Annotated in this window: 19 protein-coding genes and 1 tRNA gene; 13 read left to right on the top strand and 7 right to left on the bottom strand. The window is 40.5% G+C overall.

Annotated features, from left to right (window positions below; all coding sequences use genetic code 11):
- Positions 1 to 53: 53 nt before the first annotated feature.
- Positions 54 to 701 (bottom strand): single-stranded DNA-binding protein, encoded by a 648-nt coding sequence (locus ACSLUK_RS04980; protein WP_448547420.1) that lies wholly within the window; start codon positions 699 to 701, stop codon positions 54 to 56.
- Between the two features lie 686 nt (positions 702 to 1387).
- On the opposite strand from ACSLUK_RS04980, the gene ACSLUK_RS04975 reads away from it, so the two are divergent.
- Together ACSLUK_RS04975 and ACSLUK_RS04970 are read left to right on the top strand one after the other, a co-directional pair.
- Positions 1388 to 1552, top strand: coding sequence for a hypothetical protein (locus ACSLUK_RS04975; protein ID WP_448547419.1), 165 nt, complete (start codon positions 1388 to 1390; stop codon positions 1550 to 1552).
- A gap of 234 nt (positions 1553 to 1786) precedes the next feature.
- Complete coding sequence (locus ACSLUK_RS04970; protein WP_448547418.1) at positions 1787 to 2128, top strand: hypothetical protein; 342 nt, start codon at positions 1787 to 1789, stop codon at positions 2126 to 2128.
- A gap of 386 nt (positions 2129 to 2514) precedes the next feature.
- Here ACSLUK_RS04970 and ACSLUK_RS04965 read toward each other — a convergent pair.
- Positions 2515 to 2591, bottom strand: a tRNA-Arg gene (locus ACSLUK_RS04965).
- 276 nt (positions 2592 to 2867) lie between these two features.
- Here ACSLUK_RS04965 and ACSLUK_RS04960 point away from each other — a divergent pair.
- Genes ACSLUK_RS04960 through prsR form a run of 4 tightly spaced genes read left to right on the top strand, consistent with a single transcriptional unit; the run spans position 2868 to position 10321 of the window.
- Positions 2868 to 3860 (top strand): efflux RND transporter periplasmic adaptor subunit, encoded by a 993-nt coding sequence (locus ACSLUK_RS04960; RefSeq protein ID WP_448547417.1) that lies wholly within the window; start codon positions 2868 to 2870, stop codon positions 3858 to 3860.
- A gap of 4 nt (positions 3861 to 3864) precedes the next feature.
- The gene (locus ACSLUK_RS04955; RefSeq protein ID WP_448547416.1) at positions 3865 to 6903 is read left to right on the top strand and encodes an efflux RND transporter permease subunit; all 3039 of its coding nucleotides are present in this window, start codon (positions 3865 to 3867) and stop codon (positions 6901 to 6903) included.
- Between the two features lie 8 nt (positions 6904 to 6911).
- On the top strand, positions 6912 to 8948 hold the full coding sequence (gene prsK / locus ACSLUK_RS04950; RefSeq protein WP_448547415.1) for an XrtA/PEP-CTERM system histidine kinase PrsK: 2037 nt from the start codon (positions 6912 to 6914) through the stop codon (positions 8946 to 8948).
- Between the two features lie 20 nt (positions 8949 to 8968).
- Positions 8969 to 10321 carry a PEP-CTERM-box response regulator transcription factor gene (gene prsR, locus ACSLUK_RS04945; protein WP_448547414.1) on the top strand — a complete coding sequence of 451 codons (1353 nt, stop codon included), beginning with the start codon at positions 8969 to 8971 and terminating at the stop codon, positions 10319 to 10321.
- A 72-nt stretch (positions 10322 to 10393) separates the two neighbouring features.
- On the opposite strand, the gene ACSLUK_RS04940 is transcribed toward prsR, so the two are convergent.
- From ACSLUK_RS04940 to ACSLUK_RS04920, 5 genes are read right to left on the bottom strand one after another with little or no spacing between them, the layout of a single operon-like run.
- The gene (locus ACSLUK_RS04940) at positions 10394 to 11428 is read right to left on the bottom strand and encodes an XrtA/PEP-CTERM system-associated ATPase (RefSeq protein WP_448547413.1); all 1035 of its coding nucleotides are present in this window, start codon (positions 11426 to 11428) and stop codon (positions 10394 to 10396) included.
- A gap of 4 nt (positions 11429 to 11432) precedes the next feature.
- Positions 11433 to 13028, bottom strand: a complete 1596-nt coding sequence (locus ACSLUK_RS04935) for a TIGR03016 family PEP-CTERM system-associated outer membrane protein (protein ID WP_448547412.1) — start codon at positions 13026 to 13028, stop codon at positions 11433 to 11435.
- Positions 12994 to 13887, bottom strand: a complete 894-nt coding sequence (locus ACSLUK_RS04930) for an XrtA-associated tyrosine autokinase (RefSeq protein ID WP_448547411.1) — start codon at positions 13885 to 13887, stop codon at positions 12994 to 12996. Before ACSLUK_RS04930 ends, ACSLUK_RS04935 begins: the two co-directional genes overlap by 35 nt.
- A gap of 1 nt (position 13888) precedes the next feature.
- Positions 13889 to 15475, bottom strand: a complete 1587-nt coding sequence (locus tag ACSLUK_RS04925; RefSeq protein ID WP_448547410.1) for an XrtA system polysaccharide chain length determinant — start codon at positions 15473 to 15475, stop codon at positions 13889 to 13891.
- A gap of 37 nt (positions 15476 to 15512) precedes the next feature.
- A complete protein-coding gene (locus ACSLUK_RS04920; protein WP_448547409.1) occupies positions 15513 to 16136 on the bottom strand; it encodes an XrtA/PEP-CTERM system exopolysaccharide export protein in 624 nt (207 codons plus the stop codon).
- A 227-nt stretch (positions 16137 to 16363) separates the two neighbouring features.
- On the opposite strand from ACSLUK_RS04920, the gene ACSLUK_RS04915 reads away from it, so the two are divergent.
- Genes ACSLUK_RS04915 through ACSLUK_RS04885 form a run of 7 tightly spaced genes read left to right on the top strand, consistent with a single transcriptional unit; the run spans position 16364 to position 25330 of the window.
- Positions 16364 to 17767 (top strand): TIGR03013 family XrtA/PEP-CTERM system glycosyltransferase, encoded by a 1404-nt coding sequence (locus ACSLUK_RS04915; RefSeq protein ID WP_448547408.1) that lies wholly within the window; start codon positions 16364 to 16366, stop codon positions 17765 to 17767.
- A 3-nt stretch (positions 17768 to 17770) separates the two neighbouring features.
- On the top strand, positions 17771 to 18619 hold the full coding sequence (locus tag ACSLUK_RS04910) for an XrtA system polysaccharide deacetylase (RefSeq protein ID WP_448547407.1): 849 nt from the start codon (positions 17771 to 17773) through the stop codon (positions 18617 to 18619).
- 11 nt (positions 18620 to 18630) lie between these two features.
- On the top strand, positions 18631 to 19662 hold the full coding sequence (locus tag ACSLUK_RS04905) for a FemAB family XrtA/PEP-CTERM system-associated protein (protein ID WP_448547406.1): 1032 nt from the start codon (positions 18631 to 18633) through the stop codon (positions 19660 to 19662).
- Between the two features lie 4 nt (positions 19663 to 19666).
- Positions 19667 to 20863 carry a TIGR03087 family PEP-CTERM/XrtA system glycosyltransferase gene (locus tag ACSLUK_RS04900; protein ID WP_448547405.1) on the top strand — a complete coding sequence of 399 codons (1197 nt, stop codon included), beginning with the start codon at positions 19667 to 19669 and terminating at the stop codon, positions 20861 to 20863.
- A 37-nt stretch (positions 20864 to 20900) separates the two neighbouring features.
- The gene (gene xrtA / locus ACSLUK_RS04895) at positions 20901 to 22328 is read left to right on the top strand and encodes an exosortase A (RefSeq protein ID WP_448547404.1); all 1428 of its coding nucleotides are present in this window, start codon (positions 20901 to 20903) and stop codon (positions 22326 to 22328) included.
- A 4-nt stretch (positions 22329 to 22332) separates the two neighbouring features.
- Entirely contained in the window at positions 22333 to 23436 is a 1104-nt protein-coding gene (locus ACSLUK_RS04890; RefSeq protein ID WP_448547403.1) for a TIGR03088 family PEP-CTERM/XrtA system glycosyltransferase, read from the top strand.
- A gap of 10 nt (positions 23437 to 23446) precedes the next feature.
- Entirely contained in the window at positions 23447 to 25330 is a 1884-nt protein-coding gene (locus ACSLUK_RS04885; RefSeq protein ID WP_448547402.1) for an XrtA/PEP-CTERM system amidotransferase, read from the top strand.
- The last annotated feature ends 9 nt before the right edge of the window (positions 25331 to 25339 follow it).

Genomic DNA, 25339 nt, shown 5'->3' with positions numbered 1-25339 from the left:
TAATTTTTATCCCATTGCCTGCGCAATCGATATCATTTCCAATAATAAGGGAATTAAGCCCGTAAAAGCACCACGTGGTGTGCGTCTATCATTTGTTGTTGCTTATCGTTTTTCATGTAATTGAGCTTGCCATCAACAATCAGTTGATCGCCGAGTTGTGCATTTTCGCTTAAATAAATGGCCTGTGCTTCCCAAACATGCACTAAGCGCGTAAGTGTAACATTTCTCATCTCTCCAGTGATAGGAGAATGGACAAAGAAGTTCATTTCTAACGTAATTTCAGCAAATGTTCGATTGTTTTCAGTTGTGCGTAACTGAATGTCACTGGACAGACGCCCACTTGCATATATTTGGTTAATCGACTTAGCATAACCCTTAGGGTATGGGTGCGCATAAGTTGCATGAATGATTTGACGATTATTCTTCTTACTATCGACTAAATGCCCTTGTATCAACACAATATCGCCTTTATTCGCGTGTAATAGCGAACGTTCTACAACATCACCAACCATTTTAACGGTATGGTAATTGGTCCATTCACGGTATTGTTGGTTAGCTTTGTCGTACCATTTGGTGTGGGTTGCGATGATCATCTCAGCAATTGCCACAACGGGGTTTGCCTGATAGCGGATATCTGGTTTTGCAACCAAATTACCTAAAAGTGTTAGGTTACATAAATGGTTTTGTGTGGAAAGCGTCATAAATAAAACAAATTGCGATATATCCAAGTAATTTACGAGAATATCGTGAAAGCCGCAAGCAAGTATTGAATTATCGAGAGTTAGCCTTTTTGTCGTTGAGGTTTTTGTTTTTAGCTATTGCTGCCTGTACGTTATCTAATATCTGAACGACTACATGCTGCTTGCGTGACTTCACAGATTCGCTACACATTCCACACACCACCACAATTTCACAACCCAATGTTTTCACAATATCTCACAACAAAAATCAAGCAGCGTGTTGATGTCTATTAACGCTTTGAAATTAATGATGTTTTCGTGCTGCGTTGGATTGTTGTTTATTCCCAATGTTTTCTTTGTTGACCTGAGTTAATTCGCTAACTAGATTCCAATGCATATTTTGATTCAATGGATGAATGCAATGTTGGCAATTTGGATATGCGCTTTTGTGCTAATCGCTACAATTAACGGTTACTCAGTAAAAATACCGATGACAAATGTTGCTAAAAACTGCTTAGCACCATTGTGATCAAAAAATAGATTTTCTGATTAGCAGCGTAATTTCAGTGGTCGTTTGATTAGAAAAGGGATGTTGGCCTTATCCAGATATAGGGAGAACTTGTAAGGCCAACTTATTTAAATACTTGCTCAATGAAGAGCAAGCACAATTAACTCGGTAAACGTACCGAATACAAGGAGCATAATACATGCGTGAATTAAGTATCAATGAAGTACAGGAAGTGAATGGTGGGGTCGTGTTTTTGATTCCTCCTGCAGTTACATTTGCGGTGAAAGTGACAGGAGTCTCCGTAGGCGTAATAGGTTCAAGTGTTTCAATTATGGCAGCATACAAATCATTGATGGGGCGATAAAAGTGAGAGAATTAAATACACATGAAATCTGTTTAGTCGATGGTGGAGTATCTAGAGACACTGTAAAAGCGGGGGCAAGATTATTAGGGAAAGCATTCCTCACAGGAATAAGGTTAGGCACGCCTGCAGGAATCGCGATCAGTGTAATTCTGATTGGGTATGATTTATTTTCTAATTGACAAAACTAAAAGAATTAGAGCTACAGTTGTAGCTCTAATTTAGGTGATAAATATTATGGACTCTATTTTAACAAAACCGTTTGCGTTTAGTATTGCTGTTATAACTTTGGGGTGCGCAGTTGCTATTTTTATGTATGCAGAAGAAATGTATGTGAGTGGAGTATTACTTTCATTTGCATCGTTTTTTATTTTTTATTCATTTCATGAATCAAGCGTTCAAATGTTTAAATTAGGACGGTTGATGATATACATTAGCGCGGGCGTATTGCTAGTTACCGTTTTAGTTAAAGTTCCTTTGATTCTGAGCGTAATATTTATAACGGCTATGCTTATGTTTCATTTGAATATGAATCAAATAATAAACGAGGAATACCTCAACATTGAGCAAGAAGATTGAAGTATTGATGCTATATTATGGTTTTAAATTGAAGCATGCGCTCATATAGGGGGACGTGAATGCGAAAATCAAACAAACCTCACCTAAATTGGAAGAAAAATAGTAATACAGAGTGGAACAGGAGCAACGGAAACTTACGGTTCTTATATGTAAGCATATCAATCTCGGTTGCGATATCACTGTTTTTGATAATGTGACCCTAAGTACACTTTTAATTCAAGTTGCAGCATATGATTTAATCTATTTCATTACTTAAACTTTTGTTTGACGTTATTCGAAGGAAATTCAAATAACTCGCAATATGCGTACTCAAACCATTGTTCTGCAAACTAACGTAAACATGAGTAAGCCCAAGAAACTGGTGATTGAGTGTAATGGAATCAGAATGGCGCACCCAGCAGGAGTCGAACCTGCGGCCTCTGCCTCCGGAGGGCAGCGCTCTATCCAGCTGAGCTATGGGTGCACGCAACTAATTAATATAGCAATTAATAGCTTTAATACTAAGTGCTTAGTTGCGGGCGCCATACTATAGATTTGGGAGGATTTTGTCTAGCGTTGGGCTTTGAATTTTCGAGAATGCTTGACAAAGATCTACCACTTAATTTGGCCGTTTTGCGCTAATGCCGCTAAAAGCGCGGACAAATAGTGAAAAAGGTGTACATTTTATCCTAAGCAACCTAAAGTAACGCCTATAATAAATATTAAATTAATCACCAACATAGAAGCGTAATCTTTCGTTATGCCATCGTTATCATTTATTGTTAAAGCCTTCATACTCTGCGTAATCAGCACATTTAGCTGCGCACAAAGCCTATCTGTTATCAATGTTCCCGCTAGTGAATATCAATACTCGCTTAATCGTATTGGTAAACTAGATCACAAGCGAACGACGAATTTATCTTTTAAAACGGCTGGCTATTTAAAGGTACTCAATGTTGATGAAGGGGAGTTTTTTCGTCAGGGGGACGTACTTGCCACCTTAGATACATTAGAACTCAAGGCCGAGAAAAACGCACGATATGCTGAGCTACTCAATGCTAAGCGTGATGTTAGTCGAATTCGTAAATTAATCGAACAACAATTAAGTTCTGAGCAGGCGCTCGACAACGCCATGACCCAAGTTGAGCTAACCCGAGCGGCTTATCGAGTGGCTTATTACAATCTTGAAAAGGCTCAGATAATTGCACCATTCGATGGCGTGGTAGTCGTACGAAACAGTGAATTGAATGAGTTGCTTTCTCCTGAGCTAGTTGCATTCAATGTCGCTGCTACTAACAATAACTGGATTGTTCGTGTGGCGTTAACCGGTGCTGAGGTCGCTCAATTAGATGAAAATCATGCTGTTGAGATTATCGTTGAAGGTATGGGCGTCTCTAGCGGCCGCATTAGTAAAATCCCAGCAAAGTCAAAAAATAATGGATTATTTGAAGTCGAAGTATTACTCACCAATATTCCACCAGATTTTCGATTGATAGCTGGGCAAGTTTCAACTGTCGCAATGAATTTTCATCAACCACAGCTTGTTTATAAGGTGCCAATTGACGCTTTGGTTGCTATGACTTCGTCGGGCGAAGCAACCATTTATACGCAAGATGAGACAACTGAACAAACGCAACTTATTAGTTTGCCTGTGTTCAAGTTGGATAATCAGTTTCTCTATTTAAGCGCGAGTGAGTCAGAGCCACTAAATGTTGTGGTAAAAGGCTGGCAACTCATTAATCTTCAAAACTAACATTATGAACTTGCCTAAGCTCGCTATCGCGAATAAACAATTCACGCTCATTATTGTTATGTTACTTACATTAGTGGGTGTGGTTTCTTATTTATTAATGCCTCGCTCGGAAGATCCACAATTTGAAATTCCGATCACACTAATTGAAGTCATTTATCCAGGGGCGTCGCCTTTGGATATGGAATCACTTGTCATAAATCCGTTAGAGAAAGAATTGGCGGATATAGAAAACATTAAGAAAATTGAATCTCAAATTAAAAATGGTGGTGCTCGCATCACCGTTGAATTTTTGTATGGCGTAGATGCGGAAGCGTCGTATAACAAGATAAAGCAGGCAATTTCATCTGTTCGTGAACGTTTACCAGCAGGTATCCAAGAACTACTGGTATTAAAGGCTACGCCAACACGTGTGGCGATTGTGCAGTTTGCGTTGTCGAGTGAACCGCATGACTACAAGTTAATTGAATTTCATGCGAAACAATTAGAAAAGCGGCTCGAAGCACTCAATGGCGTTAAGCAAGCTGATATTTGGGGGTATCCTCAACAAATTGTTTCAGTCAACGTAAACCTGACCGCACTTCAGCATTACAACCTCTCGCTTGCGCAAATTGGGCAAGCTTTAAAAGGCCGCCTAGAAAACATTACGCCTGGTTTTGTCGATGCATCAACACGTCGATTTAATTTAAGAGCTAGTGGTGCCGTAGAAGAGCTAAGCCAAATAGAGAATACGATAATACGTTCAGATGGATTATCAGTGTTATTAGTGAAAGATGTTGCCACTGTCCAATTTGACAGCAGACAACCGACTTATTTGGCTTACTACCAAAACAAACCTGTTATCTATGTAACGGCACAGCAGCGAGAAAAAACTAATATTTTCAATGTGACTAATGCTATTGAAGGTGAAATCGCTGCCTTTAAACAGTCGCTGCCAGCTAATGTAAAATTGGAAACGCTATTTTTACAGTCTGAGAGTGTAGAAAAAAGAGTCGATGGCTTTTTTGCTAATTTATGGCAGGGCTTGGTGGTTGTTGGCGTGATGTCGTTGCTCTTTTTAGGTCTAAGAGAAGCGTTTGTTGTTATTGCAGCAATTCCTATGTCGTTCCTTATCGCAATAGGTTGGCTGGATTTTTCAGGATTTGGCTTACAACAAATGTCGATAGTAGGCTTGATCATCGCGCTAGGGCTTTTAGTTGATAATGCTATCGTAGTTACTGAGAGTATTCATCGAGAGAAAAAAAGCGTTCGTGATATTCAACAAGCTGCCGCCCAAGGGGCAAGCAAGGTTGGCTGGGCCATCTCTAGCGGTACAGCGACCACAATGTTAGCATTTTTGCCAATGTTGTTAATTGCCAGTACCACCGGAGACTTTGTGCGCTCTATGCCTGTCACCGTGGTCTTAGTATTGCTCGCCTCCTTGCTTATCGCATTAACATTGACCCCTTTATTGGCGAGTCTATTGTTATCGAATAAGCCGGCTAAAGTACGGGCATTGCAGCATTATGTGAATCTGTTTGCTGAAAAGCTGTATGCGCCTACGTTAATGAAGTTATTGCAATGGAAATGGTTGGTTATTGCCATTTGTGTTGCTGCCCTTATCGGTGCGTTTTCTTTATTTGGTCAAGTTGGTGTAAGTCTTTTCCCGAAAGCGGAAAAGCCTATGCTTTTGGTAGATGTTGAAACGCCTGCCAATTCATCGCTCGAACACACCGAAAACGTGATGTTATCAGTTGCTAAGCAAGCAGAGAAATATTCGCTGATTGACAATGTTGCGATTAATGTCGGTAATTCTAATCCGCGTATTTACTACAACGAAATCCCTCGCCGCGGCGTAGCACACTTTGGCCAAATGTTATTGATACTGGATTCTTATGACGAGCAAGAAGTGTCGAAACTCGTCGAGCAACTGCGCACAGAGCTTTCATTGCGACAAGATGCAAAAGTGTCAGTTAAAGAATTTAGGCAAGGACCCGTAACCGACCAGCCAATAACTTTTCGGTTGATGAGTGAGTCGCTGTCTGATCTTGAGAAAGTGGCCAAAGATCTTGCACAAAAAATGGCGTCATTGTCTGGGGTTATCAATATTCGTAATCCAATTGGCGAACCGAACACCGAACTCAAGCTGGTCATAGATTATCAGCAGGCAGGCTTGTTCAAAATAGATATCGCTCAACTTGATTTAACTTTACAAACAATGCTTTCTGGAGCACCAGTTGGTCAGTTGATTGAAGCAAATGGTGAAGCATATACCGTATTGGTTAAGCAGCACCGCTTAGACGTAGAACGATTAAATACAGTACAGATTCAAAACACTGAGGGCGAGTATATCCCGTTAAGTCAGTTTGCCCATTATGAGCTGGTTAAAGGGCATAGTGACTTTGCCCATTTTCAAAAGTTGAGGATGGCAAAGGTATCTGCTGATGTTGCAAATGGCTACTCGATAAATGAACTCACGACGAACTTAGTCCAATATTTGGATCAGTATGACCTACCTAAAGGCATGTACTACGTGCTAGGGGGCGAGGAAGAAAACCGACAACAATCGTTTGCGGGCTTGTCGCAGATTATGATGATTACTGCTGTTGGCATATTTGCTACCTTAGTTTTGCAGTTTAAATCGTTGCTTCAACCGCTGATTATCTTTACGTCGATTCCTTTTGCAATTGCCGGGGCAATTGTTGGTTTGTATCTGAGCGGCTTGTCGTTTTCTATGATGGCATTTATCGGGCTAATCAGTTTATTTGGCATTGTGGTAAATAATGCGATCATTCTAATTGATACGGTCAATCGGCTAATCGCTGATGGCTTGAGCAAGCGCGATGCTATTTTTAGTGCCAGCGCAGTAAGGTTCACCCCCATTTTGCTGACCACACTAACCACTATTGGTGGTTTATTACCTTTAACACTTCTTGGTGGAAACCTATGGCAGCCTTTAGGTGTGGTGATTATTGCAGGCCTGTGTGTTTCTGCGGTAATGAGCTTTATTCTTGTACCCATGTTGATTGAGATTTTTACTAGAAGAACTGCTACATCTCGGAGTTAGTTGCTGTTATGGATACCATTGGCTTTTTTGGCTACGTTTTTGCCGCATTGGCATATGCGGTGTTTTGTTTCTTATTATTTGCTGCGCGCAATAATACGGTTTTTGCTAAGTGGTTATTGCTTTCATCTTTTGTTTCCTTAGTAACTAATTTAATCGCAGCTGCGCAAATCAAATTAGGGTTTGGCTTGCAGATAGCGATGGCAATGGACTGCATCAAAATTGCGATGTGGTCTGTGCTTATATTGCTGTGCAATACTGAACTTAGCTCGTTAAAAAAGCTGTTAAGCAATCAGTATATCCGCAAGTATCTGAGCGTATGGTTGATGCTACTAACAACCTGTTGGGGTACAACATACCTGCTTGAGTATTCCTATCAGTATTTGTTCTTGTTGTTTATTGTTCTGAACTTGTGGAGTTTGGTGCTATTGGAGCAATTATTTCGAAGTGCGAATGACAAAATACGTTGGGCGATATGGCCTTTGGTAATAGCTATTGCGTCTATTTCACTCTTTGATTTTGTTATCTATGCGCAAGCAACCATGATTGGCGAAATAGATTTCGATTTTTGGTATAGCCGTGGCTATATTGCGGCTATTGTTGTGCCTTTCTTATTAGTGAGTACACGCCGAATACGTGATGGCGCTGTGCGGATCTTTGTATCTCGAAGTGTTGTTTTTTATAGCTCAATGTTAATGATCGCTGGTATTTATTTACTCGTGATGGCATTTGCGGGCTACATTATCAATTATTTTGGTGGTGAATGGGGCAGCATATTTAGCATCGGTTTTCTGGTGCTTGGTGGCATCGTTTTAGTTGTGTTATTGATTACTGAATCTTTACGTAGACGTGTAAAAGTATTCATAGCCAAGAATTTTTTCGCTAATAAATACGAGTATCGAGACGAATGGCTTAACTTAATTGAAAAAATTGAAACGACCAGTGCACAATCACCTTATCAGTTAGCGACAAATATTATGATGTCTAAATTGAATGCGCTTGGCGGAGCGGTGATAAAAAAAATCACTAATTCCCAGTATAAAGTGCATTATGAAGAAGGGATTGTTATAGATAAATCGTTCAGCGAGCAAATTCTAAGAATCAATAGCTTTTGCCAAGACAAAGGGTGGATAATTGATATAGCAGAATATGAAGCTGCACCTAGTGTCTACGGTGACTTATCTTTAGATCTAGCATTATGTAAAGCGAAAAATATTCGCATAATCGTGCCAATTCATATTGGTAAAGCGTATTACGGCTGTTTTATCTTTACTGATACCAATGAGCTAAAGCAGTTAAACTGGGAAGACAGAGATTTACTATTTGCGGTAGCCAAACAACTAGGTAACTTTGTTTCATTGCATGAAGCCAATGACAAACTTGCCGAGTCTAAACAATTCGACGCGTTTAACCGCATGTCTGCGTTTTTAGTGCATGATTTGAAAAATGTACAAGCGCAACTCGCGCTAATCACAACTAATGCTGAAAAACACCGAAACAATCCCGCATTTATAGATGACGTATTTGAAACGGTAGAGTCGGCGACAGAGCGCTTAGCAAAAGTGTTGTCACAACTAAGAAAAAAACAAGCGGCCCAATCTAAATCACGTATGACAGAACTTGATGTTGTTGTTCAAAAGGTGGTTGAACAACGGAACGTGATTAAACCTAAAGTCGATATTGTGGCGTTGGAAAGCTGCCAAATGTCTATCGATGATGACACTTTCCACTCTGTATTAAATCACCTTATTCAAAACGCACAAGAGGCGACATCTGGTGATGGATGGGTTAAAGTAGGGCTGGCGGCCAATGAACATCATGCCACAATCACTATTGAAGATAATGGCAGTGGAATGTCTCCCGAATTTATTGAAAAAAGGCTATTTAAACCTTTTGATACTACTAAAGGTAATGCGGGGATGGGCATTGGTGTTTATGAAGCCAAACAGTTTATAGAGAGTATCGCTGGCGTTATAAGTGTAACGAGTGAGGAAGGTAGCGGTACCAAGTTTACAGTCGAGTTACCACTTAATCCTGTATTCCAATAATTCTATAAGGATTGATTGCAATGGAAAAATTATTAATTGTCGATGATGACAAAGGTATTCAAAAGCAACTTAAATGGAGTTTGTCTGATTACGAAGCAATCTTAGCGGATGACCGTGAGAGTGCAATTGCGGCTATTCGTCGTTATGAGCCAAAAGTTGTGACATTAGATTTAGGTTTGCCACCTGATGAAACTAATGCGAGTGAAGGCTTAGCTGCGCTTGAAGAGATTCTTGCTATTGCACCCTATACCAAAGTAATTGTAATTACGGGTAATGATGATCGCACCAATGCATTAAAAGCGATTAATGCTGGCGCTTACGATTTTTACCAAAAACCCATCGAACCGGAAGTGATTAATGTCATTGTGTCTCGTGCATTTTCAGTCGCGGCCATCGAAGAAGAAAACCGCAAAATGCGTGAAGTGGGTGGAAGTGACATCGGTATCATTGGTAACAGTGAGTCGATCGAGCGATTACGTACCATGGTTAAGCGAATTGCACCAACACAAATTACAGCGCTTTTACTAGGTGAAAGTGGTACGGGTAAAGAAGTAACCGCTAATGCGGTACATCTCGCCAGTGATCGTAAGAAAAAGCCTTTTGTTGCCATTAACTGTGCCTCTATTCCAGAAACGTTATTGGAAAGTGAGTTATTTGGTTTTGAAAAAGGGGCGTTTACCGGCGCTCACCGAACAACAAAAGGCAAAATTGAGTGTGCAGAGGGTGGAACCTTATTTCTAGATGAAATTGGTGATATGCCTTTTAATTTGCAAGCTAAGCTATTGCGATTTTTACAGGAAAAGCGCATTGAGCGCCTAGGTGGCCGCCAAGAAATATCCGTTGATGTTCGAGTGGTGTGTGCGACAAATCAAAACTTAGAAGAAATGGTGGCGGCTAAAACGTTCCGCGAAGATTTATTTTATCGTGTCAGTGAAATTACGCTAAATATCCCACCATTAAGAGATCGTGATGAAGACGTCTTAATCCTCGCTCAGTACTTTTTACAGCGTTATGCGACTGAATATAAACGTAATATCAAAGGCTTCTCTGACGACGGTTTAAGCGCTATAAAGGCGCATCGTTGGCCAGGTAATATTCGTGAACTACAAAATAAGGTAAAAAGTGCCGCAATAATGGCGACAGGCACCTTAGTTACGGCAATGGATTTAGGCTTCTTTGACCACACAGATACTAATGTCGAACTAAATCTGAATCTACGTCAAGTGAGAGAGCAAGCAGAATCACTGGCGATTCAAAAGGCTTATGCGCTTGCGGAAGGCAATATGTCGAAAACTGCTGAGCTATTGGGCGTAACAAGGCCAACGCTTTATTCTTTAATAGAGAAATATGAGCTGACGATTAACGCAGAGTAAATAGCTGTATGTCTTAGATATAAAAAAATCCCGCTAATTTTAGCGGGATTTTTGTTTAATCTAATACGATGATTATGACTCTGCATCTTCAATGTTACTTTCGGCATAAAGGCGACTTTTCTGCTTGAGTAACTTGTCGACGTATCTCGCCATTTTCACTTTTTGTTTGATGTTTGAGTCCAATATATCTTCAACTTCACGAAGCACTTCTCTGATATTCTCAACGTTCTCAGAAGAGTTAACAACGACTTGTTTGGGTTCGTTGGTGGTTAATTGCTCAGTGCCTAGCGAACCTGTTAGCTCTACTTCCATTTCTTCAGCAACACTGTTTATTGCGTTGATATCGATATGGTCAAGCTCTTCTAAGAAGCCAAACAATAATAGGCGGTCAACGAATATGTTAATTTTTCTTGGAACACCTAATGTTTTTTCGTGGATGAGTTCGATCGCTTCTTCTGAGAATAAGTCTTCTTTGTTACAACCTGCTTGGTGTAATCGATGATTGATATATTCAGCAACTTCTTCACAAGTTAATGGTTTCAAGTGCGCCGAAGCGATAATGCGTTGCCTGAATTGCTCCATATTTGGCGCTTGAATAATTGGTTTTAACTCTTCCTGACCTAGTAAAAAGCTCTGAATCAGCGGCTTATTATTTAATTGAAAATTAGACAACATGCGCAGCTCTTCAACTGTTTCACTCGGCAGGTTTTGTGCTTCATCTACAATTAACAATGCGCGTTTACCTTGCTCATGAAGGTTGATCAGGAACTTTTCAATCGCTTGAAGTAGCTCAGCTTTACTGTCACCTTTGGCTTGAATATTAAATTCAGAAACAACAAGTGCCAGTAACTCGTGAGGAGATAGTTTAGTTGTCACAAGTTGAGCCGCGACAATGCTATTATCACCTAAATTATTCAGCAGATTACGTGCAATAGTTGTTTTACCTGTCCCTATTGGCCCTGTAATAACAATAAAACCTTCGCCTTGGTCTAAACCGTACTGCAAGTATGAAAGTGCACGCTGATGATGACTAGACGCAAAGAAAAACCTCGGGTCTGGGCTTAATTGAAATGGCTTTTCTTTAAAGCCATAATAATTTTCATACATTCAGTTAAAATTCCTTAGTAACTACAAAGCCTACGCGGCCTTCTTTGTAATTTAACGTGAAGTTGTCTGAGCTACGATTAATGTAACTAAGCGAAAAATCAGCGCTTAGCCTACTATTCATGTCTTTTTCGTAAGCGATAAGGTAATTACGGTAACGGTCTTTTCGTTCACCTTCTTGGCCGATCTGATAGTGGTTTTCTGAAAATGACATGTTGAAATTTACTGAAGATCGACCACTTAACTTACGTTTAGCCGTAATTTTAGCTGTTTGAATTTCATCTTTAACGCGTGTATCTAAATTTTCTCGTTCACTGGCCTGTAATTCAAACGTGAATGTTGTACGAGGCAACGCGAGTTCACTGACCCATTGCAAATTCTTATTGAGTGAAAATACATCATCTTCACTTACTTCCACATCGCTAACGGTTATGAGTTGATGCGTGTTAACATCGATATCTTGACCATCAGCTACAAAACATTGATTAAGGTCGGTGCCAAAGTCGTCTGGACACCAAAAGCTACCCACAGAGAATTGAGTGAAGTTATTACGCGTAAACGTTTGCACTTCTTCAACGTAGGATATTGAATTGGTCAAGCGTTTATTTCTATGGCTAAATTCGGCATGGTAACTGTCACCGTAAAAGCGCTCTGATGTACCAAGAGTAAGCTGGGTTCTTGAGCTTGGTTGCCACTCAAGTTGTGCATCCCAATAGTTATCTAATGCGTTGCCGTCAATGTCGGTTCCGTCATCTACAGGCTTGTTATAAGACAAATCGAAGCGCAAACGCGGTGTTATCAACCAACGTAAACCAGCACCGTAACTGTTAGACTCCGCAAGTCGTCCGCCTCCGATCGTGCCTTCAGTCTCTTCATCGTAGTAACGAAGAAAAGGGTTGATCTTATAGGGTGTAAGAAGCCCTAGTTTTACTTCTCCTTGATAAAACTTTCCTTCGCGCTGATTATTTTTTGTGTCTTGGATATTTGCATTCAAATCCCAAAATACAATTCGAGCACTGACGCCATTCTTACTGTTGATTGCTGCTTGCCAGCCTTCTTGTTCGCCTAAACCATCTTCAGCTTCAGTCACTAAGTAGTTTGCACTACTATTAATAATAAAGTCGCTATTGTTAGCGTTATACTGAATGCCTGATGTGTAACGTTCAACTTGTACAGTATCGCCAGATACAATATCCGCAAATGCGTTTCTTGTTGTATCGCGCGATTGGTTTGAAATATCAGCACTTGCAATTAGCGTGATGCCATTTGGCCATAGGGTGTAAGCGATACTACTTTCAAGGTCGTGATAGTCGCCATCTTGATCGTGATCATGTGAGAAAAAGGCGTACTTACTACTCGATCGCCAATTCCATTGTAAGTTCTTTGATTGGTAATCTAAATCAAGCAATACTCCAGCTTGGCTAACCAAGCTGGAAATTTCATTATGACGTGTCAACTCTACGTTGTCTGAGTATGTTTCTTCCAAAGTAAACTTTGGAGTGAACTCAAATTCTCCCGCATTCGTTGCAGAAGTTACCGCCAGTGCGATGGTTGATAAGGCAAATACGTTACTTCGTACCGTAGCCATAGCCGTAGTAGCCATACATATCCTTATGAGATCTGATTGCTTTATTTAATACGATGCCGACAGCCAAATCTTCGCTAAGAGGTTCAGTCGCTTGTTTTACATCGGCTACCAATGTTTTTGATTCTTCTGCTACGATGACTGCTTGTCCCATCAAGTTCGCTAGTACAGGGGTTTCAGTGACCCCGATAAGCGGCGGACAGTCAAAAATAACGACACGGTCGGGGTATCGATCTGCTAATTCTTGCGCCAATGCTGCCATTCGGTCACTTGCCAGTAGCTCATTCGACAAATGATGTGGTTCTCCAGCAGGAATCAATTTCAATTTATCGACATTCGTGCTGTAGAGCATTTCACCAATACTATCGTGTTGGCCAAGTAAGTATTCAATCAAGCCTGGTGTTTGTTCCAGACCTAATTCACGATTAACACTTGGGCGTAATACATCGGCATCAACGAGCAAGACCGTTTTATCTTGCTCTAGTGCGATGCTTAATGCGAGATTGATGGAAATAAATGTCTTCCCTTCGTTTGGCTTAGAACTACTCACCATGATGAGATTACTGTTCTTCAATGTACGTGCGCCGCTACCAAAAGCATTATTTAACAGTTTACGTTTGATGGTACGAAATTCGTCTTTAATGCTCTTTCGGGTACCTGTGTCAATTAAGAAACCACGACTATTAAGTGATTCTTTATCAAGATTTAAGCAACGGTCATCAGCCATTACAACTTCTTTTCCTGCAACTTGTTCTGGCGCTTGTTCAGGTGCATTCACGCTGCTTGTTTCTGCAGCGTCTTGGTGAACCTTTTGGTCCTCAGCCTTTTCTGCATTTTTGGACTTTTGCTTTGCCAGTGCTTTTTCTATGGTACTCATCTTAAAAAATCCTGTTGATTGGGCCCTGGACTAAATTTGGAAAGGCAAAATATGCGATAAAGATACTCAATAGCCCCAAAAGCATTAGGTTTGAGGTAACGAATATAATTGTTTTCTTACGATGCCACTTCTTTAACCCTAAGTTTTCAGTCGCAGACACTACGCCAAGGATTGGTAATCCGGTTGCGCGGCTTAACTGATTACTTGACGTAACAACTGGGTTCAATTGGCTAAATAGCAATGATAAACCTAGCCCTGCGCCAATGCCGACAATTGTTACACCTATCAATAGAAGAATTCGAGGCGGTCCACTTGCTTTACTCGCTGCTCGAGGTGGATCAATCACATTGAATTGGATTTTGTCTGTAGTTTCGTCTGCCTGTTGAGCTAATTGTGCAGTTTCTCTACGCGTTAGTAGTTCTTCGTAGGTTTGTTTTGTTGTATCGTAACCGCGATTCAAGTTAACTAATTCAGCTTCAATCTCTGGAAGTGTATGAATTTTACTTTCAAGATCTTGCACTCGGCTACGGTAGCTGTTTGCTCTTACGTTCAAAGAGGCAATCAAGTTTTCCAATTGGTTCACTTGAATCTGAACTTCTTGGAATACAGGGTTTTGCGTCATTTGAGCAGTAGCCGTAGTCTCCGAATCATTATTGGCGACGAACGACTGTATTTCCTGAGCACGTCGTTTTTTAAGGTCTTCTAAGCGTCGTAATGCTTCTTTTACATCTGGATGCTTATCAGTATATCTTAGCTGTAATGAATCAAGACGACCTTCCATTTCTGCGATACGATCATCATAAGCTGTTTTTATTGATGTGTCCGTCTGGATCTTATTGTCCGGATCAATAATCATTTGCTTATCCAGCGTTAGCTGCTTTTTCGCAGACGCTAATTTGGTCTGATTTTCCAACAATTCTAATTCAATTGCTTTTAGCTGCTCTTTTGCTCTATTTAATTGAACATAATAGCCACCAGATTGAGACGGTAATACATCGCTGTATTTTTGCTTGAAGTCAGTCAAACGTGCTTCAGCCGCAATCAGTCTATTCTCATAATCTTTAATTTGATCAGTTAAGAATTTCTGTGCGCTATCGGAGTCGCTACGAGATTCGCCTAGCGTATTCTCAATAAAGACATGTAACGTCGATTGAACAATATCACGCGCCATTACGGGGTCTTTATTTTCGATTGAAATGGTGTAGATATTTTGGCGACCCGAACGAGAAATTTTGATGTCATTCTTCAATGATTGAATGATTTGTTCATATTCTTCGTTGTTGTTTGCCTGAACGTCCAAATCTGTCATCCGCGTAATGCGCTCAAGGTTTGGACGGCTCAATAGTGTTTGCACCATTAATGCGACTTGGTAGTCGGGGTTATTTTCAACGGTGATACCTTTCAATAACGGACGCAGTAATGATTGAGTGTCAACATATACTCTGGCTTCCGATTCATACACATCGGGCATTTGAGAAACGTAATACCAACCAAGTGGACAAATAATCCACGTAGCGAGCATTAAATAACGTCTCTTTATCCAAATCCCTTTTAGGTAATCTAAAATTTGTTCAATAATTTCTTGCATTCCTGACCTCAAAAACAGGTGATAGTGAGCTTATTGGTTAGAACCAAGTCTCAGGTATAACAATGATATCACCCGGTAATACATCTACGTTGGCAGAAATTTCACCATTTTTGATTAAATCAGTAATGTGAATTTCGTATTCTTTTTGAACGCCATTTTCGATACGCACTAATACGGCATCATTGCCATCAGCAAATTCAGTTAATCCGCCTACCTGAATCATTACGTCAAGCAGTGTCATATTTTGCTTGTAGTTGATCGCTTGCGGTTGGGCAGCTTCGCCAATAACTCTGATTTGCTCACTGTATGGACCCACGAAATTGTTAACAGTCACTGTCACAACTGGATCTCTTAAATAAGTTGATAAAATCTGCTCAATTTGACGAGCCAATTCGGTTGGTGTTTTTCCTGATACTGGAATGTCTTCAACTAGTGAAGTAGTGATCATACCGTCAGGGCGAACAACGAACGTGCCCGAAACTTCTGGATCACGCCAAACAAAGATGTTTAATACATCACCTGCACCAATTAGATATTTATATGAGGTAACATCTGTCGTCGTCGATTGGTGTATAGTGGCAGGCGGCAATGTCTGTGAACTACAGCCTGATAATACATAGCCAGCAGCGAGAAAAATTAACGCTTTAATACTCTTGGTCATACGGTGTTCCATGGTCTCAACCTTCTATTAACATCGGTTTTTTTATATAAACTACCAGATTGTATTTGATTTTTACAACTGATGCACATTATTTAACAACTGTAAAATAATAAGGATGTTTGGTACGATTGCATCTCTTATCTTTACAATTGTGCACTTATCAATTCTAATATCGCTCGCAGCTACATTAATTGATACGTAAAATAATAGGGAATTATCGTTTATATATGTCTAGCCCAAAGTTTCGAGATCTATCTTCTGGTAGCAAGTCTCTAGTTTTAATTGAATTTTTGTGCTTTGTCAGTGCGTTTTTAGCAGCGATATATAGCAACAGCATATTGCTGTATGTTCAGCATGTTAATTTACCTATTAATTTCTTATTTATTTATGCTGTAGTTTATGCGCTGATCGTTCAATTGTCCTCATTAGCGCTTGGATTATACAACTCTAAATTGCGTGAAAGTCTTAGAGGGATAGTTAGACGACAACTTGTATCAGTTGCAATCGGCTTTTTTATTATCACGCTTCTTAACCCATTTTTCGCTAACCTCTCTATTGCAACAGAGCTACTTGCTATTGCCTCTGTATTGAGCTTAGTTTTTGCGGCCAGTTTTCGCTATATAACACTTAAAATAGACTTCTTTGGATTAAATAAACGGAATGTGCTGGTACTAGGTGCTGGTGAAAGGGCGTCTATTATAGAAAAACGTATGCGCCGTGATGTTGATCGCCAAGGGTTTAACATGCATGGCTTTATCGTGATGGATGGTGATTCAGACAATGGTATTGTGAACGAAAACAAAATCACGCTTGATAGCTCTATTGTTAACTACGCATTAGAACACGATATTGATGAAATTGTAGTGGCGAGTGATGAGCGTAGAAACAATCTACCCGTTGATGAACTGTTCGCATGTAAAATTCGTGGTGTTGAAGTTACTGAAATTTTAGACTTCATTGAGCGTGAAACGGGGCAAATCGCAGTTAATCTTATTTATCCAAGCTGGGTTATCTATTCAAACGGCTTTGCATCAGCCAACCATTTGAGAAACACACTAGACTGGATATTTAATGCCAGTATCGCTTTCGTACTGTTTTTGTTTACTTGGCCGATAATGCTAATTACGGCAATTTTAATTAAACTCGACGAAGGGTGGAAGGCACCAGTGTTCTATTTACAAGAGCGCGTTGGCTTAGATGGTCAAGCCTTTCATATTATAAAATTCCGTAGCATGCGTATTGATGCCGAAAAAAATGGTGCGCAGATGGCAAAAGAGAATGACGACCGTACCACAACAATTGGTAAGTTCATTCGTAAGTATCGTGTTGATGAATTGCCACAAATATATAATGTCATGCGTGGCGATATGGGGTTTGTTGGCCCTAGACCTGAGCGCCCTGAATTTGTTCAGCAACTAATCAAGAATATTCCTTATTACAACGAGCGTCATAACGTTAAGCCTGGCTTAACAGGGTGGGCTCAACTTAAGTACCCTTATGGCGCTACGCAAGAAGATTCGTTGGAAAAGCTTAAATTTGATTTGTACTACATTAAGCACAGAAGTTTTCTGCTAGACCTGTTGATCCTTATCCGAACTGTAGAGATTGTTTTATTCGGCAAGGGGCGTTAAGGAATGACCAAGCACAACATCGTAAATGCGATGACGGTCGATGTGGAAGACTATTTTCATGTATCGGCATTTGAATCTGTTATCAATAAAAATAACTGGGAGTCAATGGAGTTAAGGGTAGAGCGCAATACCTACCGTTTACTTGAGTTATTTGAACAACACAATGCTAAAAGCACTTTTTTCACTTTAGGTTGGGTGGCTGAACGCTGCCCGCAACTCATTCGCGCTATAGTGGAACAAGGTCATGAACTTGCTAGCCATGGTTATGCACACAAGCGTGCATTAGAAATGACTAAGTCAGAGTTTTTCGAAGACGTTAGCAAAAGCAAAGATATCTTAGAGCAAATTTCTGGTACGCAGGTTTACGGTTATCGAGCACCTAGTTTTTCAGTGAAAGACTCGAATACTTGGATTTACGACGTACTCGTAGAGCTGGGTTTTGAATATAGCTCTAGTACATACCCAATTGCTCATGACCTGTATGGTGTGCCGGATTGGCCAAGGTTTAAATATTTGCGAGAAGAGGGCATTACCGAAATCCCTATCCCTACTGTGCGCAAAGATGATGTAAACACAGGCATTGGGGGCGGTGGCTACTTTCGTTTATATCCTTATTGGATGTCACAAAAACGCATCGAGCGATACTTAAGCGAAGAAAAACAACCATACAGTTTTTATTTTCACCCGTGGGAAATAGATGCCGCACAGCCTAAAGTAGCTGGAGCCTCGATAAAATCTAAAATTAGACACTATATAAATCTTTCTCGAATGGAAGGTAAAATCGTCAGACTACTAGAAGATTATCAATGGGATACCATGCGTAATGTGTATCTAAATCAAGGAAGTAAATAGAGAGTTTAGTCTTGAGTTACCAAATCAAATCACTTACAACACCTGTGTTTGAGGCATGGGACGAGTACGTTAAGGCGCATCAAGAAGGCACTTTTTTTCATTTAAGTGGCTGGCAAACGGTTATTCAAGATAGTTTTGGTCATGCCTGCTACTTTTTATACGCAGAATCAGAACAGGGAATCAGCGGTGTGCTGCCATTGGTAGAGGTGAAGAGTGCCTTGTTTGGACACGCTTTGGTTTCTACACCATTCTGTGTATATGGCGGTGCCATTGCCGACACAGAGGAAGTAAAACGTTTACTTGAACGCGAAGCTATTGCTTTAAGTGAAAAACTTAATGTCGACTACCTTGAACTGCGCTACCTTGATGAACAAGATAACGGTATGTTACTTAAGCAAGCGCACACGACCTTTAGCTGCGAGCTAGCTGATGATGATGAACAAATTCTGGCACAAGTGAAGAAAAAACAACGTGCAGTCATTCGTCATTCTATTAAAAATGAATTAACAGTGAATTACCGCGATGGCTTTGATGACTTCTATCAGTTACTGTCTGAAAGCTATCGGAATCTTGGAACGCCGATTTTTAGCAAGCGTTACTTTAGTAACTTAGTTATGGTGTTTGATAAAGATCTTGATATTGCCGTTATCAAAGACAAAGACGGCAATTCGTCTACTGCTGTTATGAATTTTTACTTCAATGATACGGTTTTGCCTTATTACGGTGGCGGTAATAGTGATTCACGATTCATTAAGAGTGCCGACTTCATGTACTATCAAGTAATGTGTTGGGCACGTAATAAGGGCTATTCACGGTTCGACTTTGGCCGTAGCAAGAATGATAGCGGTCCATACAAGTACAAGAAAAATTGGGGCATGGAACCACGCCCTTTACATTATTACTATCATCTGGTTAAGGCCGATGATTTACCGAATCTAAGCCCTAACAATCCCAAATATCGTATGTTCATTAGCATGTGGCAAAAACTTCCTTTGAAAGTTAGTCAGTTTGTTGGGCCTTTCTTATCAAAATACTTAGGATAATCAAATGAACAAGGAGCCGTTACTATTTCTTTGTCATCGTATTCCATTTCCTCCTAATAAGGGCGATAAGATTCGCTCTTTTAACATCCTGAAAAAACTAAGTGAGTCTTACGAGATTCATTTAGGTTGTTTCATTGATGATCCTTTTGATGAGCAGTATAAAGACGCACTGACGCCTTATTGCAAATCAGTACATACACTGACGCAGAATAAGACCATCGCCAAAATAAAAGGATTAACAGGCTTTTTAACAGGTAAGCCGATTACTTTGCCGTATTACGCTGACAGTAACATGTTCAAATGGACACGAAGAATTGTGGCACAACACGCGATAAAGAATGTGTTTGTCTATTCGTCGTCAATGGCGCAATATTGTGAGGGCGACCAATTTAAAGAGTTAATCAGAGTTATTGACTTTGTTGATGTAGATTCTGATAAATGGCGACAATATGCAGAAAAGAAAACGGGTATAGCTAAATGGTTTTTTAATCGTGAATATCGCTTACTCGCCGATTATGAAGACCATATTTGCCACCATTTTGACCATAGTTTATTCGTTTCTCCTGATGAAGCTGCCTTATTTCGTCAACGGCAACAATCTAATGATCAAGCTAAAGTTCATGGCATGTTGAATGGTGTAGATATCGACTTTTTTGATCCAGACGCTGAGTTTGATGCAGAAAACACGCCTGAAGCGCCTTTTATCTCATTTACTGGTGCGATGGATTACTGGGCTAATGTAGAGTCGGTTGTATGGTATGTAAAACATGTGTGGCCTCTCGTGAAAAAAGCACAGCCGCAAGCGTTATTTTATATTGTCGGTGGCAACCCAACTGCTGAAGTGACAGAATTGGCCAAAGTTGATGGTGTCGTTGTTACTGGACGTGTACATGATATTCGTCCGTATATTGCTGAGGCTGCCTGTGTGGTTGCACCGCTGCGCATTGCTCGTGGTATTCAAAACAAAGTGCTTGAAGCGATGGCATTAAACAAAGCGGTAGTTTGCACCACCATGGCAATGGAAGGAATAAATGCAAAAAATTCCAGTGGCGTTGTAGTTACTGATGACGAACAGCAATTTGCTGATGCATGCTGTGACTATCTTACTAATCAAAACAAAGAGATTGGTAATCGCCAGTGGATTATGGCTAATTTCACGTGGCAAAGCACATTGGCTACCTTGTCGAAATACTTCAAGTAGCCCATAAATTTGAACTAATGTTACCAACAATTAAAATATGAAAACTACAAATACAACATTTATTTTAATCGGTACCGTATTCTTGGCGGCATGGGCTATTTTATTCTATGACGCATTAATGAGCATGGAAGCGATTTGGCGACGGTCTGATACCTTTGCTCATGGCTACTTCATTCTTCCTATAAGTTTGTGGCTGATATGGCGTGATAGACTCCCTTTGCTCAATAGCGAAGTAACCTTTAGCTGGTGGGCGATTCCCTTTGTCGTTGGTGGCGTGATGCTCAATGTGGTGGCTTTCACCGCTGACATTGCAGTGCTTGAACAATTGTCTGCCGTTATTGTGCTAATTAGCTTGCTGTGGGCGTTATTTGGAAACAAGCTTACTTGGTATTATCGCTTTCCTATCGCTTTCCTAATATTTGCTGTACCTTTGGGCGAAAATCTAATTCCGTGGCTGCAAGATGTAACGGCGTGGATTACTGTTTTTCTACTTAAAATTCATGGTATCCCCGTATTTAGAGATGGCTTATATATCCAAGTCCCTTCGGGTATGTTTGAAGTCGCCGTTGCCTGTTCTGGTATTCGTTATCTTATCGCCTCAGTTGCGGTAGGCACGCTATACGCCTATTTGACTTATGATAAAACAAAGAAACAGGTTATTTTTATCCTTTTTGCAATTGTGCTACCTATTGTTGCCAATGGCATTCGCGCTTACTTAATCGTTATTATTGCCCATTACTCTGATATGAAATATGCCACAGGCGCAGACCATTTAGTATATGGCTGGTTATTCTTTGGTTTTGTTATCATGCTCATGTTTTGGCTGGGTGGAAAGTTTGCTGACGATATTCCTGCGTTAGAAAGCAACGATACAAAATTTGGTGCGAATGGTGCTAAACCAGTATGGATTTATATCGTGCCGCTGGCTCTAATCGTTTTTGCTTATTCGCTTAAAGCAAGCGTTTCTGTTGTAGCAGTACCTGAACAAGCAGCAAAAATCCTTGATTCAGAACCAGTTGAGCGTTCGAGCTGGGGCATTTCATTTCAACAGACTGTAGCTCAGTCTCACGTACAGGTTGCTAATGATACTGAGTATTTCGTAGCGAAGTACGGCAACAAGCAATCTTCGGGTGAGCTTATCAATTTTGCCAACGTTTTACACAACCCAGAACGCTGGACAGTCACTGATCAAGAGGTATTTAACCATAATGGTGAAACACTAGGCTTAGTACGTTTACGTAATACTAGCGGCAAAGCACTTACGTATTTGTATCAATATCAGATTGGTGAGTTTAGCAGTGTTTCAGCTATTGAAACTAAAGTATTGCAAATATGGGAAACGTTAACCCGAGGCTCTGATTATAGCTATGTTCGCGCAACGGCCATTATTGGCGGTTCGTCACTAGAAACTGATAAAGCGCAGCTAATAGCAATAATGTCAAGAATGAAGCAGCGGGAGAAATAACAAGTTGAATAAGCGTCCTGTCATTGTGCACCTTATCTATCAATTGGATATTGGTGGGTTAGAGCGCGTGATGTTAAATTGCATCTCAAATATGCAAGCAGAAAAAAATTATCAGCATGTCATTATTTCTTTAACAGACGCCAATCAATTTTCGCAAGACGCCTTACATGAGCCCGTCGACGTATATTGTTTGAATAAGCGTCCAGGTAGTGATCTTTCTGTTCATGGTAAGTTGTTTAAGCTACTTAGAAAGATTAAGCCGAACATTTTGCATACCTATAACTTGGCGACGATTGAGTATCATCCGATTGCCCGTCTGGCAGGTGTGAAAGGGCATATTCATGCTGAACATGGACGTGACATTAACGATCCTGAAGGTAAAAACAAAAAACACAACTTGCTTCGCAGGCTCATGTCGCCGTTTTTACATTACTATATTGCCGTGAGTGAGAACTTGTTTCACTGGCTAAAAGATGAAGTGAATATTCCTGGCAGCAAAGTTAAGCTAATACATAACGGCATCAATACTAATAAATTTAATCTGCCCAAGGTTCCGGCAACACAGTTACGATTGTCAATTATTGCGAGGTTGTCTCCTATTAAAGATCATGCCAATTTAATTGACGGATTTAACGTGTTAAAGCAGGACTTAGGTATTGATGCATTACCACAATTAAATATTATTGGTGATGGCCCGCTGAAAACTGAGCTAGAAGCAAAAGTAAGTAAATATCAACTGGCCAATAACATTAAGTTTTTAGGTGCAAGAGACGATATTGCACAGTTGCTTTCGCAAACAGATGTTTTCGTTTTATCGTCTATCGCTGAAGGCATTCCGATGACAATATTAGAAGCAATGTCGTCATCGACACCGATTATTGCTACAGCTGTAGGCGGTATACCTGAAGTGGTTACGGACGGTGTTGAAGGTCAGCTCGTTGAAAAACAAAATTCTACGGCGTTAGCTGAAGCAATAAAGTTATATATCGCGCAGCCAGAGCGCATTCAATCACAGGGCGTTGCAGCAAGACAACGAGTGGTTGAAGAGTTTAGTGAAGAATCTATGGTTGAGCAGTACAGTAAGTGCTACGACCTTATATCTAGGTAAGGAAAGATAAATGTGTGGAATCACAGGCTTTTTTAGACTTTCTTCAGAAGCAACTGTTGAAAACAGCCTCCTAACAGCGATGAACCAAGCACAGTTTCACCGTGGGCCTGATGAAGGCGGTGAATATGTTGATGAGTATGTAGCATTAGGTCACCGCCGTCTCTCGATTATTGATTTGTCTTCGGGACAACAGCCGATGATCAGTGATTGTGACAACTATATTTTGGTTTTTAACGGTGAAATATATAACTTTCCTGAGGTAAGAGAGGAATTGATAGCCAAAGGTCATCAGTTCAAAACGCATTCCGATACAGAGGTCATCCTAAGAGCGCATATCGAATGGGGTGAAGAGAGCATTCACCGTCTGCGTGGCATGTTTGCCTATGTTATTTGGGACAAAAAACAAAAATCATTATATGTAACCCGTGATCGTCTCGGAATTAAGCCACTTTTTTGGGCGATAATTGATAACGTCTTTTATTTTGCTTCTGAACTTAAGAGCTTAAAATTACTCCCTAATTTAGATAAAACGGTTGAGCCAAAAGCACTAGAGCAATATTTTGCCTTTGGTTACGTTGCCGAGCCTTATACTATTTATAAGCAGGTAGCCAAGTTATCGCCGGGTCATACATTGTCGATAAGTGTTGATTCTCCAAAGCCAAAGATCAGTAAGTATTGGGATGTTAGCTACGCCAATCAGACCGATTATGATGAACAGGCTTATCAGGAAGCACTCATCACGGAATTTAAGAAATCTATCGATAGCCACATGATGGCAGAAGTGCCGTTAGGTTCCTTCCTTTCAGGGGGCGTTGATTCAAGTGCCGTAGTCGCAATGATGTCGCAGGAAAGTAAGCAGCCAGTGAAAACCTGCTCAATCGGGTTTGACGTCGCTGATTACAACGAAACTGATTTTGCGCGCATGGTGGCACAAAAGTATCAAACGGATCATCAAGAAAAAATAGTTAAGAGTGACGATTTTGATTTGCTTGATGAGTTAGCGGGTTTATATGATGAACCATACGCTGACAGTTCGGCAATGCCTACGTACCGGGTGTGTCAGCTGGCACGAGAAAAGGTGACCGTGTGCATGTCTGGCGATGGCGCTGATGAGTTGCTGGCGGGTTATCGCCGATACAACTTAATGATGAACGAAGAAAAAGTGCGTTCAAAAATTCCTGCGAGCATCCGCAAGGCGATATTCAAACCTCTAGGCAAGTTATATCCCAAATTAGACTGGGCGCCGCAATTTCTTCGTGCTAAAACAACATTTCAATCGTTAGCAATGGATACTGCTGAAGGTTATTTTCATGGCGTTTCGATATTAAACGACGAGCAGCGAAAAGCTTTGTTCTCGCCGTCTGTGCTCTCATCTTTAGGGGATTATAGTGCAATCGAAGTATTCAGAGAGCATGAAGAAAATTTCGACGGTAATGACCCGTTGTCATTGATTCAATACCTAGATATAAAAACATACTTAGTGGGCGATATTTTAACAAAAGTTGATCGCGCCAGTATGGCACATAGCTTAGAAGTGCGTGTACCGTTCTTAGATCATGAATTTGTAGAGTGGAGTGCGACCGTTCCATATAAAGCGAAGCTTAAACACGGCGAAGGCAAGTATGTGCTGAAAAAAGCGATGGAAGATTATTTGCCACACGATGTGTTATACCGCAATAAAATGGGCTTTAGGGTGCCATTAGCGGATTGGTTCCGCGGCCCATTGAAAGAAAAACTACGTTCTGCATTGCTGAGTGAAGAGATGAAAGCATGTGGGCTATTTAACATGAACACCATTGAACAATGGGTGAACGCCCATCAATCTGGACGACGTGAATATAGTGCACCGCTTTGGACGTTACTCATGTTCGCTTCATTTATTCGACAACAGTGACGACAAATT

The sequence above is a fragment of the Thalassotalea fusca genome, from assembly GCF_053485835.1.
This window is presented reverse-complemented; position numbering and strand designations above follow the sequence as displayed.